Here is an 18,811-nt window from a genome sequence, read left to right on the forward strand (position 1 = left end):
TCGTGGCGACTCATTTCCAGTCTCCAAACGCGAGTTGCGGGAAGAAGTTGTGTAAAAATGACTCCTCTTACCGCTCCCACCCGCGCACAAACGAACCAGTCGTGACCCGACTCTCCCAACCTTCCAACTTGCAGCGCTGCAGGCGTTTTGTTTTTCGGGTTCGAAGCGCGGTACTGGTGTCGGACAAGAGAAACGCTAAATCGGATATGAAATTCCGATATGAAATTTCGTCTAATGCCGCAGCCGGTTACGCTTTGTTCCGGCGTTCGAATCCTGTATAATAATGGGCACTAACGAGCGATGGGCGGGGGATCGGGCTTGATTTTGACAACTTGGGAGACGTGGTCGGGGTGGATTGCCGAAAAGGCGTACAACCGGCTGCCTTTCATGGCGGAATACCCGCTTGAGGCGGGCGAAGACCGCCCTTCCCGATGGCGGCGGGCTTGGGAAGAAGCGGATGCGGGCGCCTTCGTGCTGGAAAGCGGCAAAACGGGGCGCTATACGTTTCTGGGCTTGCGGCCGACCGAGACGATCCGGGGCAAGGACAGGCGCGCCGAGGTCGCGACGCCCGGGAACGGGGGATCGACGACGGCCATGACGGGGCTTCCGCTGGACGTTTTGCGCTCCTGGATGGGCAGGCACCGCGCGCCCAGGCTAAAAGGGTGGCCGAAATTCGCCGGCGGATGCGTCGGGTTTTTGAGCTACGATGTCGCCCGCTCTCTGGAACGGCTGCCCGATTCGGCCGCGGACGATCTCGCGCTGCCCGATTACGCGTTTATGCTGGTGGACGAGCTGTGGATCGTCGACCATGAGCGTTCCGCGCTGATCTGCGCGGTGCATTCTCCGCTGCCGAACGGCTGCGGACCGGAGACCGGGCGCGAAGCGTACGAGCGGGCGGCCGCCCGGACGGAAGCGATGAAGCGGCTGTGGGACGATCTGTCCGCCGCGGGACGGGAGGCTTCCGCAAGGCGGGAAGCCGCCGACCGTCAAGCCGCGATCGCCTCGGACCGCCTGCAGATCGACGTGGAGGAGATCCCGGGGCTTACGACGTCTTTCGACAAAGAAGCGTTCAAAAGCGCGGTCCGGCGCATCCAGGACTATATCGCGCAAGGCGACGTTTTTCAGGTCAATCTGTCGCTCCGCCAAAGCCTGCCGATCCGCTCGCGCCCGGAAGAGCTGTACGAGTGGCTGCGGTCGTTCAATCCGTCTCCGTACATGGGTTTTTTGCGTTTTCCCGATTTTTCCCTCGTTTCGGCTTCGCCGGAGCTGCTCGTCAAGCTGGAGGACGGGCGGATGAGCGCGCGACCGATTGCCGGCACCCGCCGGAGGGGGCGGACGGACGAGGAGGATGCGCGGTTCGAACGAGAGCTGCTGGCGAGCGAAAAGGAGCGGGCCGAGCATATTATGCTCGTCGATCTGATTCGCAACGATCTCGGCCGGGCGGCCGCCTACGGTACGGTCAAGGTGCCGGAGCTGCTTACGATCGAGCGCTACTCGCATGTCATGCACCTCGTATCCCAGGTGGAGGGACAAGCGGCCGAGGGCAGGGATGCCTATGACGTGCTGGCCGCCGTTTTTCCCGGAGGCACGATTACCGGGGCGCCGAAAGTGCGCACGATGGAAATCATCGAGGAGCTGGAGCCGGTCCGCCGCGGGCCGTATACCGGGTCGATCGGATGGATTGACTATGCGGGCAATATGGAATTTAATATTATTATCCGCACGATGGTCGTGAAGGACGGGATTTGCCATATCCAGGCGGGCGCCGGCGTCGTTATCGATTCCGAGCCCGAACGGGAATTTTACGAATGCTTGAACAAGGCCAAGGCGCTTTGGAAAGCGGTGCAGTACGGGGAAGAAGCCGGCGCGGGGACGAACCGCGAACCGCCGCAAGCTCTTGAGCCCGTCTGACTCGAAGGAGGAAGCCTTCATGATTTTGGTGATCGACAACTACGATTCGTTTACGTATAATCTCGTTCAATATCTGGGCGAGCTCGGGGAAGAAATCGTCGTTCGCCGCAACGACGAGATCGACCTCGCCGGCATCGCCGCGCTTAAGCCGGATCATATTCTCATTTCCCCGGGGCCGTGCACGCCGAACGAAGCGGGGATCAGCCTCGCGCTGATCGATCGTTTCAAAGGGGAAATTCCGATTTTCGGCGTATGCCTCGGCCATCAGTCGATCGGCCAGGCGTTCGGCGGCGACGTGGTGCGGGCGGACAAGCTGATGCACGGCAAAACGTCGCCCATCCGCCACGACGGCCGAACGGTTTTCGAAGGCATCCCATCGCCGTTTACGGCGACGCGTTATCACTCTCTGATCGTGAAGAGGGAAACGCTGCCGGACTGCCTGGAAATCAGCGCGGAGACCGAAGACGGCGAGATTATGGGGCTGCGGCACAAAGAGTACGCCATCGAAGGCGTGCAATTCCATCCCGAGTCCATTATGACGGACAACGGGCTGACGATGCTGCGGAATTTCCTTGCCCTCCGCTCCGGCACGCGCGCATGAAGCTTCTGCTTAACGGACAACTGGCAAGCAGCGAAGAGGCCGTGATCTCCGTCTACGATCACGGCTTTCTGTATGGGATGGGATTGTTCGAGACGTTCCGGACGTACGGCGGAAGGCCGTGGCTGCTGGAGCGCCACGCCGGTCGCCTCGCCGAAGGCTGCCGCTTGTTGGGCATCGAATACGAAGCCGATCCGGCGCGGATGAAGCGGGAGACGGCGCGGCTTCTGGAAGCGAACGGCCTTCGGGACGCCTATGTCCGCTGGTCGGTATCGGCGGGCGCCGGTCCGGTCGGCTTGCCTTCGGAAGACTACTCTCGGCCCAACGAGATCGTCTACATGAAGCCGCTGGCCGCGGACGAGCCGTCCGCCCGCGCGGCCAAGACGCTGCGGCTTTTGCGTCTTGCGCGCAGCGGGCCGGAAAGCGACATCCGGTTAAAATCGTTCCATTATATGAATAATATAGCGGCAAAGCGCGAGCTGTCCGCCGGGGAGCGGCTCCGGGCACGGAAGGATTGTTTCTGAACGAGGCCGGGCACGTCTCCGAAGGCATCGTCAGCAACGTCTTTTGGGTGCGGGACGGCGTCCTGCATACGCCGGAGCTTGCGGCGGGACCGCTGGCCGGCGTAACCCGCGGCTACGTGCTCGAGCTGGCGCGGCATCACGGGTTGAAGGTCTCGGAGGGACTGTACGCCTGGGACCGGTTGAAGGCGGCCGAGGAGATTTTCGTGACGAATTCCATCCAGGAGATCGTTCCGGTCGACAGGCTGGAGGAAACGGACGGGAGTTCGGCCTGGGAGGCAGCACAGGCAGGGGTCCCCGGACGGTGGACTTCATTTCTTATGAACGCGTATCGGCATGCCGCGGAGACGGGGGAACAACGATGAAACGACCGCTTGTTTTTTATAAGCGTACCTATACGTTCAAGGACGGTTTGACGCTTGAATTCGGCAATCGCACGCTCATTATGGGCATCTTGAATATTACGCCCGATTCCTTCTCGGACGGCGGGCGCTATTTGGACGTCGACGCGGCGGTCGCCAGAGCGCGCGAAATGGTCGAGGAGGGCGCCGATCTAATCGATATCGGGGGCGAGTCGACGCGTCCGGGCCACGATCCGGTGTCGGCCGAGGAAGAGATCGCCCGCATCGTGCCGGTCATCCGCGCTTTGCGGGGGAGCGTCCGCGTTCCGATCAGCGTGGATACGTACAAGGCGAAGACGGCGAGGGCCGCGCTCGCGGCGGGAGCGCACATTTTGAACGACGTTTGGGGGCTGAAAGCCGACCCGGAAATGGCGGCCGTCGTCGCGGAGCACGGCTGTCCCGTTATTTTGATGCACAACCGCAAGAAAATGGATTATGCCGATTTCGTGCCGGACGTGCTGGCGGATCTGCAGGAAAGCGTTCGGCTCGCGCGCGCGGCAGGGGTCGCGGACGATCATATCTGGCTCGATCCCGGCATCGGCTTCGCCAAGGACGACGAACGAAATCTGGAGCTGCTGGGCCGTCTCGGGGAACTCGCGGCGCTCGGCTATCCCGTGCTTCTCGCCGCCTCCCGCAAAACGGTCATCCGCAATACGCTCGGATTGCCCGCGGACGACGTGGTGGAAGGAACGGCGGCGACGACGGCGCTCGGGATCGCCCAAGGCTGCCAGCTGGTGCGCGTTCACGACGTGAAGGCGAACAAGCGGGTCGCCCGCATGGCCGACGCCATCGTCTACCGCCAGGCCGGGGAAAAGAAGGGGGACTGAGCGCATATGGATCGAATGGTTATGAAGCGGATGGTTTTTTTCGGTTATCATGGGGTCTACCCGGAGGAAAATAAGCTCGGACAGCAGTTTATCGTCGATCTCGACATGAAGCTCGATCTGAGCCGGGCTGCTTTGAGCGACGATGTGAACGACACCGTCAATTACGCGGACCTGCATTCTTTTATAAAAGGAATCGTCGAAGGCCCGCCCGTGAAGCTGATCGAGGCGCTGGCCGGCAGGATTGCCATCGGCGTTCTCGAAACGTATACTAGTATCCATGAAGTTACCGTCGGGGTGACCAAACCGAATCCTCCGTTCGACATCCGTTTCGACGGGGTGACGGTGGAGCTTCGCAGGCGCCGGAACGGCGACGGGCAAATCGTTCCCGCGGAGGACTGAATGTTGCGTGTTTGAAGCTTATGCGGCGCTTGGCGCCAATCTCGGAGACCGGGAACGGTCGCTGCGGGAGGCGGTCAGACGCCTGGCGGCGACGGAAGGAATCGAGGTGCGGAGATGCTCCGCGCTGTACGAGACCGATCCGGTCGGATATACGGAGCAGCCCGCTTTTTTGAACATGGCGGCGGCTCTCGGTACGAATCTCTCCCCGCTGGAATTGCTGCGCGTCATGCTCGGCATCGAGCGGGAGATGGGCAGGGTGCGGGACATCCGCTTCGGCCCGAGGACGATCGATCTGGATTTGCTGCTTTACGAAGGAATAGAGCTGGATACGGAAGAGCTTGCGCTCCCGCATCCCCGCATGGGGGAGCGGGCGTTCGTGCTGGTGCCGCTGCGCGACGTTTGGGCGGACGGGCCGGAGGCGTTTCCGTGGAACGGCTTGCTGACGGAACCCGTTTTAAAGGAAGCGGGCATCAAGGTATGGGCGCCGTGGGGAGGCGTCCCGAAGGAGCGATGAACGATGCTTAAAATCGGCAACATCGAAATGAACAACAATGTCGTGCTGGCTCCGATGGCCGGCGTTTGTAACCCGGCGTTCCGGCTGATCGCCAAGGAATTCGGCTGCGGGCTCGTGTGCGCGGAAATGGTGAGCGACAAGGCGATTTTGCACGGGAACAAGCGGACGCTGGAAATGCTGTTCGTGGACGAGCGCGAGAAGCCGCTCAGCTTGCAGATTTTCGGCGGCGACCGGGAATCGCTCGTGGAGGCGGCCAAATTCGTCGACAAAAACACGAACGCCGACATTATCGACATCAACATGGGCTGCCCGGTGCCGAAGGTCACCAAATGCGACGCGGGGGCCCGTTGGCTGCTGGATCCGAATAAAATCTACGAAATGGTGTCGTCCGTCGTCGACGCCGTCGAAAAGCCGGTCACCGTCAAAATGCGGATCGGCTGGGACGACGAGCACGTGTACGCGGTGGAGAACGCCCAAGCGGTGGAGCGCGCGGGGGGATCCGCGGTCAGCGTTCACGGCCGGACCCGGGAACAATTGTATACCGGGAAAGCGAACTGGGACATTATCAAGGACGTCAAACAGGCGGTTTCCATTCCCGTCATCGGCAACGGCGACGTCTTCAGCCCCGAGGACGCGGAGCGGATGTTGAAGCATACGGGCGTCGACGGGGTCATGATCGGCCGCGGCGCTCTCGGCAACCCGTGGATGCTGTACCGGACCGTTCACTATTTGACGCGCGGCGAATTGCTGCCGGATCCGACCCCGGGCGAGAAAATCCGCATCGCAATGCTTCATCTCGACCGGCTGGTCAACTTGAAGGGCGAAGCCCAGGCCGTTCGGGAAATGCGCAAGCATTTGGCCTGGTATCTGAAAGGGCTGCCGGATGCGGCTCGCGTCAAAAACGAAATCATGGAGATGACGACCCGTTCTGCCGTCGCGGCCAGACTCGATCTGTACGTCCGGACGGTAGAGGAGGAAATGGCCCGCGCGGCCGAATCCGAGCCGGCGGACGGCGAGGCGCTCGTCCATTGAATATGCGGTTTTCCGCTAATTGACATTTCGATGGGGTTGAAATATAATCGTAACCAATATTCTCACGATCGGCTTTGGCAAGGGCTGTCTGAGTTTACGGCTGGCTTGCGGCAAGTGTCATGTCAGCGATAATCAGCCATATATTTGATTAGAAACGGACTGTGCCGAGCCGTCTCGCAAGAGTGGCAGCAGACCGTTCATGCGGACGCATGAAAATTATATCCAGATGACAGGAGATCGATGAGATGGCCGAGAAAGAAGTCCTTCTAACCCCGGACGGGTTGAAGAAACTCGAAGAAGAGCTTGAAAACCTCAAATCGGTCAAGCGCCGTGAAGTCGCGGAGCGGATCAAGGTCGCGATCGGTTATGGAGATATTAGCGAAAACTCCGAGTACGAAGACGCGAAGAACGAGCAGGCCTTCATTGAAGGACGGATTATCACGCTGGAGAAGATGCTGCGCAACGCCCGCATCATCAACAACGACGAAATTGACGTCGACACGGTGGGCATCGGATCGACCGTCGTCGTCGAGGATCTGGAGTTCGGCGATACGCTGGAATACACCATCGTAGGGACGGCAGAATCGGACCCGCTGCAAAATAAAATTTCGAACGAAAGCCCGGTTGGAAAGAGCATACTCGGCAAGAAAAAGGGAGCGACCGTCGAAGTCAACGTTCCAGCGGGTATCATTTCATACAAAATCGTCGAAATCAAGAAGTAACCATCGTAGCGCAAACGCACTTTGGGAATGGCGGTCGGCGCGGGCGGCATCGTGCGGCCGGGGCCGACCGCCATTTGTCGGAAATCCATATTCGATCGCGCGCGGCAACTTTTCTTTCCTTAATGATGAAGGAACATTGGATAAACGTCTCGTCCTCCCAAGGGCGAAGACGTTTAATTGCGTACGGAGGGTTGCAAGGCGTAGGCTGGAGGGAAATTGGTCATGAGTGAAGAAAATCAAATCGAAACTGCCGAACTGAGCGAAATGCTGCAAATTCGGCGCAACAAGCTGGACGAGCTGCGGGAGCTTGGCATCGACCCGTTCGGCGTCAAATTCGAGCGCACGCACCAGGCGGGAGAAGTGGTCCGCCGCTATGACGCGCTGCCCAACGAAGAGTTGGAGGCGCAGAACGTTCAAGTACGCATCGCCGGCCGCATCATGACGAAGCGGGCGATGGGCAAGGCTTCTTTTGCCCACATTCAGGATTTGAGCGGCAAAATTCAGATCTACGTTCGGGCGGACTCCGTTCCGGAGCACAAGTACAAAGCGTTTGGCCTGCTGGATATCGGCGACATCATCGGCGTCACGGGCATCGTCTTCAAAACGAAAACCGGCGAGACCAGCATTAAAGTGAGCGATTTGGAAGTGCTCACGAAGTCGCTCCTTCCGCTGCCGGACAAGTTCCACGGATTGAAGGATGTAGAGACCCGTTACCGCCAGCGCTACGTCGATCTGATCGTCAACCCCGACGTCCAGAAAACGTTCATCTCCCGTTCCCGCATCATCCAGTCGATGCGGCGTTATTTAGACGGGCTCGGCTATTTGGAAGTGGAAACGCCGACGCTTCATTCGATCGCGGGCGGCGCGGCCGCGCGTCCATTCATTACGCATCATAATGCGCTGGATATGCAGCTTTACATGCGGATCGCGATCGAGCTTCATTTAAAGCGGCTCATTGTCGGCGGCCTGGAAAAGGTGTACGAGATCGGACGCGTATACCGCAACGAAGGGATTTCGACGCGCCACAATCCGGAATTCACGATGATCGAGCTGTACGAGGCTTATGCCGACTACGAGGACATCATGAATTTGACGGAGAACCTGATCGCCCACATCGCGCAAGAAGTGCTCGGGACGACCAAAATCACGTACCAAGGCCAGGAGGTCGATCTGGCCCCGCCGTGGCGCCGGGTTACGATGGCTTCGCTCGTCAAGGAAGCGGTCGGGATCGATTTTACGCAGCAAATCGGCAACGAAGAAGCGCATCGCCTGGCCAAGGAACACAAAGTCCAGGTGGAGCCGCACATGACGACCGGGCATATTCTCAATGCTTTCTTCGAGACTTTCGTCGAGCATACGCTGATTCAGCCTACGTTCGTCATGGGCCACCCGGTGGAGATTTCTCCGCTTGCCAAGAAAAACGAAGCCGATCCCCGGTTCACCGACCGGTTCGAGCTGTTCATCGTCGCGCGCGAGCATGCCAACGCGTTCAGCGAACTGAACGATCCGATCGACCAGCGCCAGCGCTTCGAGGCGCAGTTGGCCGAGAAGGAAGCAGGCAACGACGAAGCGCATGAAATGGACGACGATTTCATTCGTTCGCTGGAATACGGAATGCCGCCGACCGGGGGACTGGGCATCGGTATCGACCGTTTGGTCATGCTGCTTACGGACGCCCCTTCGATTCGCGACGTGCTGCTGTTCCCGCATATGCGCGGAGAATAAGCTTATGCTTCAGCGCAGCCCGTTTCCGGCGACCGGAGCGGGCTGCTTCTTATTAGAAGGGTAACCGCGCGAATCGAAAATTACGCTTGATTTTTCTGTCAGATAATACCACGCATAAAATGTTTAAAAAACACTTGCAAATGGTTTGTAGGCTATGATATATTAATCAAGTCGCCGTTACGACAGCGACGCGAAAGCGAAGGCCTTCGGGCTAACGCGATTGCTCCTTGAAAACTGAACATCGAGCGTAATTGGAAACAAGTCGAATGCAGGCTTTGAGCCTGTGCGAGACAAACCAGCAATAACTTTTTGAGCCTAAGGGCTCTTCAATAAAGTAGTTGGACATTTGACTCTCAGGATTTCCTTTGGAAACCCTGCCGTCAAAAGTCCCTTTATGGAGAGTTTGATCCTGGCTCAGGACGAACGCTGGCGGCGTGCCTAATACATGCAAGTCGAGCGGATCTTTTTAGGTAGCTTGCTACTTAAGAAGGTTAGCGGCGGACGGGTGAGTAACACGTAGGCAACCTGCCCTTTAGCCTGGGATAACATTCGGAAACGAATGCTAAGACCGGATACGCAGCTTGGTCGCATGAGCGAGCTGGGAAAGACGGAGCAATCTGTCGCTAAGGGATGGGCCTGCGGCGCATTAGCTAGTTGGTGGGGTAACGGCTCACCAAGGCGACGATGCGTAGCCGACCTGAGAGGGTGAACGGCCACACTGGGACTGAGACACGGCCCAGACTCCTACGGGAGGCAGCAGTAGGGAATCTTCCACAATGGGCGAAAGCCTGATGGAGCAACGCCGCGTGAGTGAGGAAGGCCTTCGGGTCGTAAAGCTCTGTTGCCAGGGAAGAATAAGGGCTAGTTAACTGCTAGCTCGATGACGGTACCTGAGAAGAAAGCCCCGGCTAACTACGTGCCAGCAGCCGCGGTAATACGTAGGGGGCAAGCGTTGTCCGGAATTATTGGGCGTAAAGCGCGCGCAGGCGGTTCTTTAAGTCTGGTGTTTAAGTGCGGGGCTCAACCCCGTGACGCACTGGAAACTGGGGGCTTGAGTGCAGAAGAGGAGAGCGGAATTCCACGTGTAGCGGTGAAATGCGTAGAGATGTGGAGGAACACCAGTGGCGAAGGCGGCTCTCTGGACTGTAACTGACGCTGAGGCGCGAAAGCGTGGGGAGCAAACAGGATTAGATACCCTGGTAGTCCACGCCGTAAACGATGAGTGCTAGGTGTTGGGGGGTCCACCCCTCGGTGCCGAAGTTAACACATTAAGCACTCCGCCTGGGGAGTACGGTCGCAAGACTGAAACTCAAAGGAATTGACGGGGACCCGCACAAGCAGTGGAGTATGTGGTTTAATTCGAAGCAACGCGAAGAACCTTACCAGGTCTTGACATCCCTTTGACCGGTCTAGAGATAGGCCTTTCCTTCGGGACAGAGGAGACAGGTGGTGCATGGTTGTCGTCAGCTCGTGTCGTGAGATGTTGGGTTAAGTCCCGCAACGAGCGCAACCCTTGATCTTAGTTGCCAGCACTTCGGGTGGGCACTCTAAGGTGACTGCCGGTGACAAACCGGAGGAAGGCGGGGATGACGTCAAATCATCATGCCCCTTATGACCTGGGCTACACACGTACTACAATGGCCGGTACAACGGGAAGCGAAAGGGCGACCTGGAGCCAATCCTAAAAAGCCGGTCTCAGTTCGGATTGCAGGCTGCAACTCGCCTGCATGAAGTCGGAATTGCTAGTAATCGCGGATCAGCATGCCGCGGTGAATACGTTCCCGGGTCTTGTACACACCGCCCGTCACACCACGAGAGTTTACAACACCCGAAGCCGGTGGGGTAACCGCAAGGAGCCAGCCGTCGAAGGTGGGGTAGATGATTGGGGTGAAGTCGTAACAAGGTAGCCGTATCGGAAGGTGCGGCTGGATCACCTCCTTTCTAAGGAACCCTTCGGGGGATAACGTCCGATTACGCTCGAGTTCAGTTTTGAAGGAGCAAGACGCTCGCGAAGCCGGAAGCTGAAAAGCGGAGGGCTTTTACGAGAGCTTACAACTTCAAATGCAACACCTGTCTGGTGGCAATGGCGGAGGGGTTCCACGCGTACCCATCTCGAACACGACCGTTAAGCCCTCCAGCGCCGATGGTACTTGGACCGCAGGGTCCTGGGAGAGTAGGACGTTGCCAGGCAGGCTCATGAATCCGTTCATGAAGCCGCTCCATCAGCTGGTAAAGGCTGATAGCTGCTGCGGGCCTTTAGCTCAGCTGGTTAGAGCGCACCCCTGATAAGGGTGAGGTCGGTGGTTCGAGTCCACTAAGGCCCACCATACAACAATTGTATACCTTATCCCGTGGGGACATAGCTCAGCTGGGAGAGCACCTGCCTTGCACGCAGGGGGTCAGGAGTTCGATCCTCCTTGTCTCCACCATCTTTACCTTGAGACGATGGCCACGTTCGCGTTGCGAACGCGGTAGGCTGCGGAAGTTTCTTTGCTGAAGCGGCTCGAGAAGCGTCTCCACGCAAAAAACTTGCACCTTGACAACTGGATACGAAACGAAAGCGCAAATTAGATCATCTAATGACCTTATGTGTTGTTGAGCGGAGAGTACGAAGGTACTTGAAGTGAAAATGGCAAGCTAACCGAGAGGTTAAGCTAATAAGGGCGTACGGAGGATGCCTAGGCGCCAGGAGCTGACGAAGGACGCGGCGAACAGCGAAATTTCCTCGGGGAGCCGTAAGCAGGCTTTGATCCGGGGGTGTCCGAATGGGGAAACCCGGCTGTGGTAATGCACAGTCACCCATGAGTGAATTCATAGCTCATGAGGGAGCATACCAGGGGAACTGAAACATCTAAGTACCCTGAGGAGAAGAAAACAAAACAGTGATTCCGTCAGTAGCGGCGAGCGAACGCGGATTAGCCCAAACCAGGGAGCTTGCTCCCTGGGGTTGTGGGACGTCTTACACGGAGTTACAAAAGAGCAGGTTAGGCGAAGAGGTCTGGAAAGGCCCGGCAAAGAAGGTAAAAGCCCTGTAGCCGAAAGTCTGCTCTCTCCAAGACGGATCCCGAGTACCGCGGGACACGAGAAACCCCGTGGGAATCCGGCAGGACCATCTGCCAAGGCTAAATACTCCCTGGCGACCGATAGCGAAGCAGTACCGTGAGGGAAAGGTGAAAAGCACCGCGGGAGCGGAGTGAAAAAGAACCTGAAACCGTACGCTTACAAGAAGTCAGAGCCCGATTCTTAAGGGTGATGGCGTGCCTTTTGTAGAATGAACCGGCGAGTTACGTTTACGTGCGAGGTTAAGCTGGAGAAGCGGAGCCGAAGCGAAAGCGAGTCTGAATAGGGCGATTGAGTACGTAGGCGTAGACCCGAAACCGTGTGATCTACCCCTGTGCAGGGTGAAGGTGAGGTAACACTTACTGGAGGCCCGAACTCATGAACGTTGAAAAGTTCTGGGATGACGTGGGGGTAGGGGAGAAATTCCAATCGAACTCGGAGATAGCTGGTTCTCCCCGAAATAGCTTTAGGGCTAGCCTCGAGGTTGAGCATCGTGGAGGTAGAGCACTGATTGGGTGCGGGGCCCGCCAAGGGTTACCAAGTTCAGTCAAACTCCGAATGCCACAGATGTATACTCGGGAGTCAGACGGCGAGTGCTAAGATCCGTCGTCAAGAGGGAAAGAGCCCAGATCATCAGCTAAGGTCCCCAAGTGTGTGTTAAGTGGGAAAGGATGTGGAGTTGCGAAGACAACCAGGATGTTGGCTTAGAAGCAGCCACCATTTAAAGAGTGCGTAATAGCTCACTGGTCGAGTGACTCTGCGCCGAAAATGTAACGGGGCTAAACACACCACCGAAGCTATGGCAGGTCGTCGTCTTCACTTTGTTCTGGTAGAACCGGGACATTTGGTCAGAATCAACCGTAAAGGTTGTTCAAAGATTCTGACCCAAATGCCCCAGCTAAACACACCAGGGTGAAGTGAAGACGACGAACTGGGTAGGGGAGCGTTGAATGCGGGTTGAAGTCGGACCGGAAGGACCGGTGGACTGCATTCAAGTGAGAATGCCGGTATGAGTAACGAAAAGACAGGTGAGAATCCTGTCCGCCGAAAGCCTAAGGGTTCCTGAGGAAGGTTCGTCCGCTCAGGGTAAGTCGGGACCTAAGGCGAGGCCGAAAGGCGTAGTCGAAGGACAACAGGTTGAAATTCCTGTACCACCGTAAGCCGTTACGAGCGATGGGGGGACGCAGGAGGGCAAGAACGCGAGCTGATGGATATGCTCGTCCAAGCAGCGAGGCTGATGCGCAGGCAAATCCGCGCATCGAAAAGGCTGAGCTGTGATGGGGAGGGAAAATCACAGTACCGAAGGTTCCGTGCTCACGCTGCCGAGAAAAGCCTCTAGCCAGGCGAAGGTGCCCGTACCGCAAACCGACACAGGTAGGCAAGATGAGTATTCTAAGGCGCGCGGAAGAACTCTCGTTAAGGAACTCGGCAAAATGACCCCGTAACTTCGGGAGAAGGGGTGCCTCGGTAGGGTGAATAGCCCGAGGGGGCCGCAGTGAAGAGGCCCAAGCGACTGTTTAGCAAAAACACAGGTCTGTGCGAAGCCGCAAGGCGAAGTATACGGGCTGACGCCTGCCCGGTGCTGGAAGGTTAAGGGGAGCGGTTAGGAGCAATCCGAAGCTGTGAACCGAAGCCCCAGTAAACGGCGGCCGTAACTATAACGGTCCTAAGGTAGCGAAATTCCTTGTCAGGTAAATTCTGACCCGCACGAATGGCGTAACGACTTGGGCGCTGTCTCAACGAGAGATCCGGTGAAATTTTAGTACCTGTGAAGATGCAGGTTACCCGCGACGTGACGGAAAGACCCCATGGAGCTTTACTGTAGCTTGATATTGGACTTTGGTACGGTCTGTACAGGATAGGTGGGAGCCTGAGAAGTCGGTGCGCAAGCATCGATGGAGGCGCCGTTGGGATACCACCCTGATCGTATCGGAGTTCTAACCTGTCACCGTGAATCCGGTGAAGGGACCGTGTCAGGCGGACAGTTTGACTGGGGCGGTCGCCTCCCAAAATGTAACGGAGGCGCCCCAAGGTTCCCTCAGAATGGTTGGAAATCATTCGAAGAGTGCAAAGGCATAAGGGAGCTTGACTGCGAGACCTACAAGTCGAGCAGGGACGAAAGTCGGGCTTAGTGATCCGGTGGTACCGAATGGAAGGGCCATCGCTCAACGGATAAAAGCTACCCTGGGGATAACAGGCTTATCTCCCCCAAGAGTCCACATCGACGGGGAGGTTTGGCACCTCGATGTCGGCTCATCGCATCCTGGGGCTGAAGTAGGTCCCAAGGGTTGGGCTGTTCGCCCATTAAAGCGGTACGCGAGCTGGGTTCAGAACGTCGTGAGACAGTTCGGTCCCTATCTGTCGCGGGCGTAGGAAATTTGAGAGGGGCTGTCCTTAGTACGAGAGGACCGGGATGGACGCACCGCTGGTGTACCAGTTGTTCCGCCAGGAGCATGGCTGGGTAGCCAAGTGCGGGAGGGATAAGCGCTGAAAGCATCTAAGCGCGAAGCCCGCCTCAAGATGAGATTTCCCAATTCGTAAGACCCCTGGAAGAACACCAGGTTGATAGGCTCGGGGTGGAAGCGCGGCAACGCGTGGAGCTGACGAGTACTAATCGGTCGAGGGCTTATCCTAAAGCGAAGCGCCTGCGGGCACGGAGCAGACGGGAAGCAAGCCAACAAACAACAATGCGCAATCGTTTCGTATCCGGTTATCAAGGCGCAAGCCTTGAAGAACTTCGATCTGGTGGCAATGGCGGAGGGGTTCCACGCGTACCCATCTCGAACACGACCGTTAAGCCCTCCAGCGCCGATGGTACTTGGACCGCAGGGTCCTGGGAGAGTAGGACGTTGCCAGGTTGGAGAACAGGAAAGCACCTCATACGGGGTGCTTTTTTTGTGCTTCTTTTTTGGCTTTTTCGCTTGATATAAGGTTGGTTCGAGTACTTCTCCAAATTTAAGGTATGGGCTGTTATATGGATGCATATGAACTCCTGGCGTGATCACTCAGGCGCGAAAACGGCATTCTCCTCCAAAAGTCGTACACTGGCGAGCTCTGTGCGAATGGTACTTGGGCAACGGCCACCGGGGAGCTCTGCGAATGGGTACTTGGGTAACGGACAACGGTGAGCTGCTATGAGGTGACATGGGCGGCGGAAACCTGCGGGTTCCGCCTATGTTGGATTTTATCCAACCGACGGAGGGAAAATCGCGGAAAGCCGAGTCTACAGTGGATTTGATCCAACGAGAAACGGGAAAATCGGGCGAAATCCCCGAAAGGGCCGCTCCTGATTGGACAAAATCCAACCAAGCCGGCGGGTTTCGCGAAAAGGCCGGTTTTGGTTGGACAAAATCCAACGAAGCTCCGCGTACTTAATTCCATAAGGCTGCATCCATCCGGCATACCCGAAAAAATCCGCCTACATGGCTGCATCCATCCCGAAAGACGCAAATGTACCCGAAAAATTCACCGTCATGGCTGCATCCATCCCTCTTGCGCGCATCTGTCCCGCCATTCGCAAATGTTCCCGAAAATTTGCCTTGCCTCGATGCCCGCATTCCTCCCGACAAGCGCGTACGTCGCATGGGCGGGAGGCGGGAGCAGCAGAACAGCGTTGGATACGACGCGGAAAGAATCATTTTTCACGCCCGTTTAAGGGAATTTTAAAGGCCGCCTAACGAAAGCCGGCTACGCTGTTTTTTGCAGGGCATACTACACGGAAAGGCGGGAGCATCGGATGACAAAGACGATCGATGGCGTTTAGCCTCACGTCCATGCGTTTTTGGCGCATGATCGCTTGCTCATTCTGATCCATTCGTTTCCGTTTCCGGTTAGTCGCGTTGCAGCCTATAAGTTGGCGAAGCCCGTCCTTTTCCGCGGAGAGGGGCGGGTTCGCTTTCGTTTCGAGCCTTTTTCAAACGCTCCATCTACAGCGGCTTACTGGGGTATGCTGCGGGCGAAATGCCAGCGATGGTGCCGTTTCCCAGCATTTCCTGAGACGAGGGCATTTGCCTTGACAGCCTTTTATGCCTCTGCTAAGATTGCCTATAATCAATCGGAGAACAACCGGTTACCGGAACCGAATAGAGGGGGAAAATTCTCGTGTGGCAAAACAAATTCGCCAAGGAAGGCCTTACGTTCGACGACGTACTGCTCGTTCCGCGCAAGTCTTCTACTCTGCCGAGGGACGTGGACGTGTCGACAACGCTGAGCGCTTCGGTGAAGCTGAATATTCCGCTGATCAGCGCCGGAATGGATACCGTCACGGAATCGGCCTTGGCGATTGCCATTGCCCGTGAAGGCGGCATCGGCATCATTCACAAGAACATGTCCGTGGCGCAGCAAGCGGAAGAAGTCGACCGGGTGAAACGCTCCGAGAGCGGCGTTATTACGAATCCTTTTTCATTGACTCCGGACCATCATGTGTACGACGCCGAAGAGCTGATGGGCAAGTACCGCATTTCCGGCGTGCCGATCGTGGACAAGGACGGCAAGCTGGAAGGGATCATCACGAATCGCGATTTACGTTTCGTCCATGACTACTCCATCAAAGTCAGCGAAGTGATGACGAAGGAAAACCTGGTCACCGCGCCGGTCGGCACGACGCTGCAGGAAGCCGAAGTGATCCTTCAACAGCATAAAATCGAGAAACTTCCCCTCGTCGACGAAAACAACACGCTGAAAGGCCTCATCACCATTAAAGATATCGAAAAAGCGATCCAGTTCCCGAACGCGGCAAAGGATCAGCACGGACGTCTGCTCGTGGGTGCGGCCGTCGGCGTATCCAAGGATACGTTCGAACGCGCGGAAGCGCTGGTGAAGGCGGGCGTCGACATGCTCGTCGTCGATTCCGCCCACGGCCATCACATCAACATCGTCGAAATGGTCCGCCAGCTTCGCGACCGGTATCCGGATCTGACGATCGTTGCGGGCAACGTGGCGACGGGCGAAGCGACACGCGACCTGATCGAAGCCGGCGCGTCGATCGTCAAAGTCGGCATCGGCCCGGGCTCCATCTGTACGACGCGGATAATCGCCGGCATCGGGGTTCCGCAAATTACGGCCATCTACGATTGCGCTACGGTGGCACGGGAGTACAATGTGCCGATTATCGCGGACGGCGGGATCAAATATTCCGGCGAGATCACGAAAGCGATCGCCGCCGGCGCCAGCGCCGTCATGCTCGGCAGCTTGTTCGCCGGCACGGAGGAAAGCCCGGGCGAAGCCGAAATTTATCAAGGCCGCCGGTACAAGTCCTATCGCGGCATGGGTTCGATCGGCGCGATGAAGGAAGGCAGCAAGGACCGCTACTTCCAGGAAGACGATTCGAAGCTCGTTCCGGAAGGAATCGAAGGCCGAATTCCGTACAAAGGACCGCTCAAGGACACGATTCATCAGCTGATTGGCGGTTTGCGCTCCGGCATGGGCTACTGCGGAACCGAAACGATCGAGCAATTGAAGAACGACACGTATTTCGTCCGCATTACGGGGGCAGGGCTGCGCGAAAGCCATCCGCACGACGTCCAAATTACGAAAGAAGCCCCGAACTATTCGCTGTGACGTTATCCGGAGGATGAGACTTCGGTCTCAGCCGGCAATTTTGGTTTTGAGCCGCAGAAGAGGATTCCTTTCGCTGCGGCTTTTTCGTTTGGCTGCGGTATGCTACAATAGCAGACGGAACGCAGACGCTTTTTTGACACCATCGAACAAAATAAAAGGAGAGAACGCGCTTTGAATCGTCCTCACCCCTTGTCGCTACGTCCGTCTCTTTCGATTACGAGGTTTATTGCTATAATCGTTCTTCTATCATTCGTCTCAGCGACTCTATTTGCGGGCGCAGCCAAAGCGGAAACCGATGCGGCTGGACTGCAGCTGTCGGCTCATTCCGCCATTCTGATCGACGCGGACTCCGGACAAGTCCTGTACGAGAAAGACTCGGACACCGCCTACGCCCCGGCCAGCATGTCGAAAATGATGACCGAATATCTCGTATTCAAAGCCGTGGAAGAAGGCAAACTGAGCTGGGATCAAACGATCACCGTCACGGAGAATGCCGCCAGCCAGGTCGGAAGCCGTATTTTCTTGGCGGTTGGAGATAAACATACGGTAGAACAATTGTATATCGCGATGGCGGTCGGCTCCGCGAACGATGCGTCCGTCCAACTCGCGGAAGCGGTAGCGGGTTCGGAAGAAGCGTTCGCCAAGCTGATGAACGAAACGGCGGCCGAGCTCGGCATGACCAATTCGCATTTCATTAACGCGACCGGTCTCGATCGGGCCGATATGCCGGAAAAGTACCGCCCGACGTCCATCGAAGGCGAGACGATGATGTCCGCCCGTGACGCGGCGACGCTCGCGTACCACATTATTAAGGAAGATCCGAAGTTTCTGGAATACTCCAAAATTCAAACGTACCAATTCCGCGAACGGGATACGGATCCGATCGTCAACTATAACTGGATGCTCGAATCGAACAAAGACGTGCCCTCGTTCAGAAAGTTCGCCTATGAAGGCGTAGACGGCCTGAAAACGGGCCACACATCCTCGGCGGGCAATTGCTTTACCGGCACCGCCCTGCGGGACGGCACGCGCCTGATTGCCGTCGTGATGGGCGTGGAAGGCTCGAGCACCGACGGCAAGCGGTTTTTGGAAACGGCGACGCTGTTCGATTACGGCTTCAACAATTTCGAGAAAAAGACGGTCATCGACGCGAAAACGGCCGTGCCGGAGCACGAGACCCTTCCCGTCAAAAAAGGCGTAAGCAAAAAGCTTGACGTCGTCACGGCGACGGATCTGACGATTCTCGTCAAGAAGGGCGAAACGATCGAGCCGACCGTCACTGAAGTGAAAAGCACGGTCGATCCGATCACCGCGCCGGTCAAGCAAGGCGACAAAGTGGGCACCGTAACGTATACGTACAAAGACCCCGCGACGCAAGCGGACAAGTCCGCGACGATCGACCTGGTGGCCACCGAAGACGTCAAAAAAGCAAGCTGGTGGCGCTTGATGTTCCGGGCGATCGGGGAGTTTTTCGCCGGGCTGTTCAAGGGAATCGTCAATTTGTTCTGAAGACGGGATTAATTCCGACCGGGTGGGTTGTCT

At 57.2% G+C, this 18,811-nt stretch carries 10 protein-coding genes, 2 tRNA genes, 4 rRNA genes and 1 pseudogene; all 17 read left to right on the forward strand.

Annotation, left to right across the window (positions count from 1 at the left end; all coding sequences use genetic code 11):
- Positions 1-318: 318 nt before the first annotated feature.
- Positions 319-1,911, forward strand: a complete 1,593-nt coding sequence (locus JW799_RS08130) for an anthranilate synthase component I family protein (RefSeq protein WP_240353201.1) — start codon at positions 319-321, stop codon at positions 1,909-1,911.
- A gap of 19 nt (positions 1,912-1,930) precedes the next feature.
- Positions 1,931-2,512 (forward strand): aminodeoxychorismate/anthranilate synthase component II, encoded by a 582-nt coding sequence (gene pabA / locus JW799_RS08135; protein ID WP_205429374.1) that lies wholly within the window; start codon positions 1,931-1,933, stop codon positions 2,510-2,512.
- A 77-nt stretch (positions 2,513-2,589) separates the two neighbouring features.
- Positions 2,590-3,395, forward strand: a pseudogene (locus JW799_RS08140) (aminotransferase class IV).
- The gene (gene folP, locus JW799_RS08145; RefSeq protein WP_205429375.1) at positions 3,392-4,258 is read left to right on the forward strand and encodes a dihydropteroate synthase; all 867 of its coding nucleotides are present in this window, start codon (positions 3,392-3,394) and stop codon (positions 4,256-4,258) included. The pseudogene JW799_RS08140 and the gene folP overlap by 4 nt, the downstream one beginning before the upstream one ends.
- 6 nt (positions 4,259-4,264) lie before the next feature.
- The gene (folB, locus tag JW799_RS08150) at positions 4,265-4,657 is read left to right on the forward strand and encodes a dihydroneopterin aldolase (protein ID WP_080831605.1); all 393 of its coding nucleotides are present in this window, start codon (positions 4,265-4,267) and stop codon (positions 4,655-4,657) included.
- A 7-nt stretch (positions 4,658-4,664) separates the two neighbouring features.
- Positions 4,665-5,171, forward strand: coding sequence for a 2-amino-4-hydroxy-6-hydroxymethyldihydropteridine diphosphokinase (gene folK / locus JW799_RS08155; protein ID WP_205429376.1), 507 nt, complete (start codon positions 4,665-4,667; stop codon positions 5,169-5,171).
- Between the two features lie 3 nt (positions 5,172-5,174).
- Positions 5,175-6,203, forward strand: coding sequence for a tRNA dihydrouridine synthase DusB (gene dusB, locus JW799_RS08160; protein ID WP_080831603.1), 1,029 nt, complete (start codon positions 5,175-5,177; stop codon positions 6,201-6,203).
- Positions 6,204-6,448: 245 nt separating this feature from the next.
- The gene (gene greA, locus JW799_RS08165) at positions 6,449-6,925 is read left to right on the forward strand and encodes a transcription elongation factor GreA (protein WP_080831602.1); all 477 of its coding nucleotides are present in this window, start codon (positions 6,449-6,451) and stop codon (positions 6,923-6,925) included.
- Between the two features lie 222 nt (positions 6,926-7,147).
- Positions 7,148-8,650: a lysine--tRNA ligase gene (gene lysS, locus JW799_RS08170; protein WP_205429377.1), complete on the forward strand. Its 1,503-nt coding sequence runs from the start codon at positions 7,148-7,150 to the stop codon at positions 8,648-8,650.
- Positions 8,651-9,041: 391 nt separating this feature from the next.
- Positions 9,042-10,591: ribosomal RNA gene (locus JW799_RS08175) — 16S ribosomal RNA — on the forward strand.
- A 132-nt stretch (positions 10,592-10,723) separates the two neighbouring features.
- Positions 10,724-10,840 (forward strand): 5S ribosomal RNA (gene rrf, locus JW799_RS08180).
- Between the two features lie 60 nt (positions 10,841-10,900).
- Positions 10,901-10,977 (forward strand) — tRNA-Ile (locus JW799_RS08185).
- A 26-nt stretch (positions 10,978-11,003) separates the two neighbouring features.
- Positions 11,004-11,079 (forward strand) — tRNA-Ala (locus JW799_RS08190).
- A 218-nt stretch (positions 11,080-11,297) separates the two neighbouring features.
- A 23S ribosomal RNA gene (locus tag JW799_RS08195) occupies positions 11,298-14,344 on the forward strand.
- A 107-nt stretch (positions 14,345-14,451) separates the two neighbouring features.
- Positions 14,452-14,568, forward strand: a 5S ribosomal RNA gene (gene rrf / locus JW799_RS08200).
- The 16S, 23S and 5S rRNA genes sit together here with 2 tRNA genes alongside, the layout of an rRNA operon.
- Positions 14,569-15,811: 1,243 nt before the next feature.
- The gene (gene guaB / locus JW799_RS08205; RefSeq protein ID WP_080832195.1) at positions 15,812-17,269 is read left to right on the forward strand and encodes an IMP dehydrogenase; all 1,458 of its coding nucleotides are present in this window, start codon (positions 15,812-15,814) and stop codon (positions 17,267-17,269) included.
- A 171-nt stretch (positions 17,270-17,440) separates the two neighbouring features.
- Positions 17,441-18,778, forward strand: coding sequence for a D-alanyl-D-alanine carboxypeptidase family protein (locus tag JW799_RS08210; RefSeq protein ID WP_205429378.1), 1,338 nt, complete (start codon positions 17,441-17,443; stop codon positions 18,776-18,778).
- Positions 18,779-18,811 lie beyond the last annotated feature (33 nt).

The sequence above is a fragment of the Cohnella algarum genome, assembly GCF_016937515.1.
GTDB lineage: Bacteria > Bacillota > Bacilli > Paenibacillales > Paenibacillaceae > Cohnella > Cohnella algarum.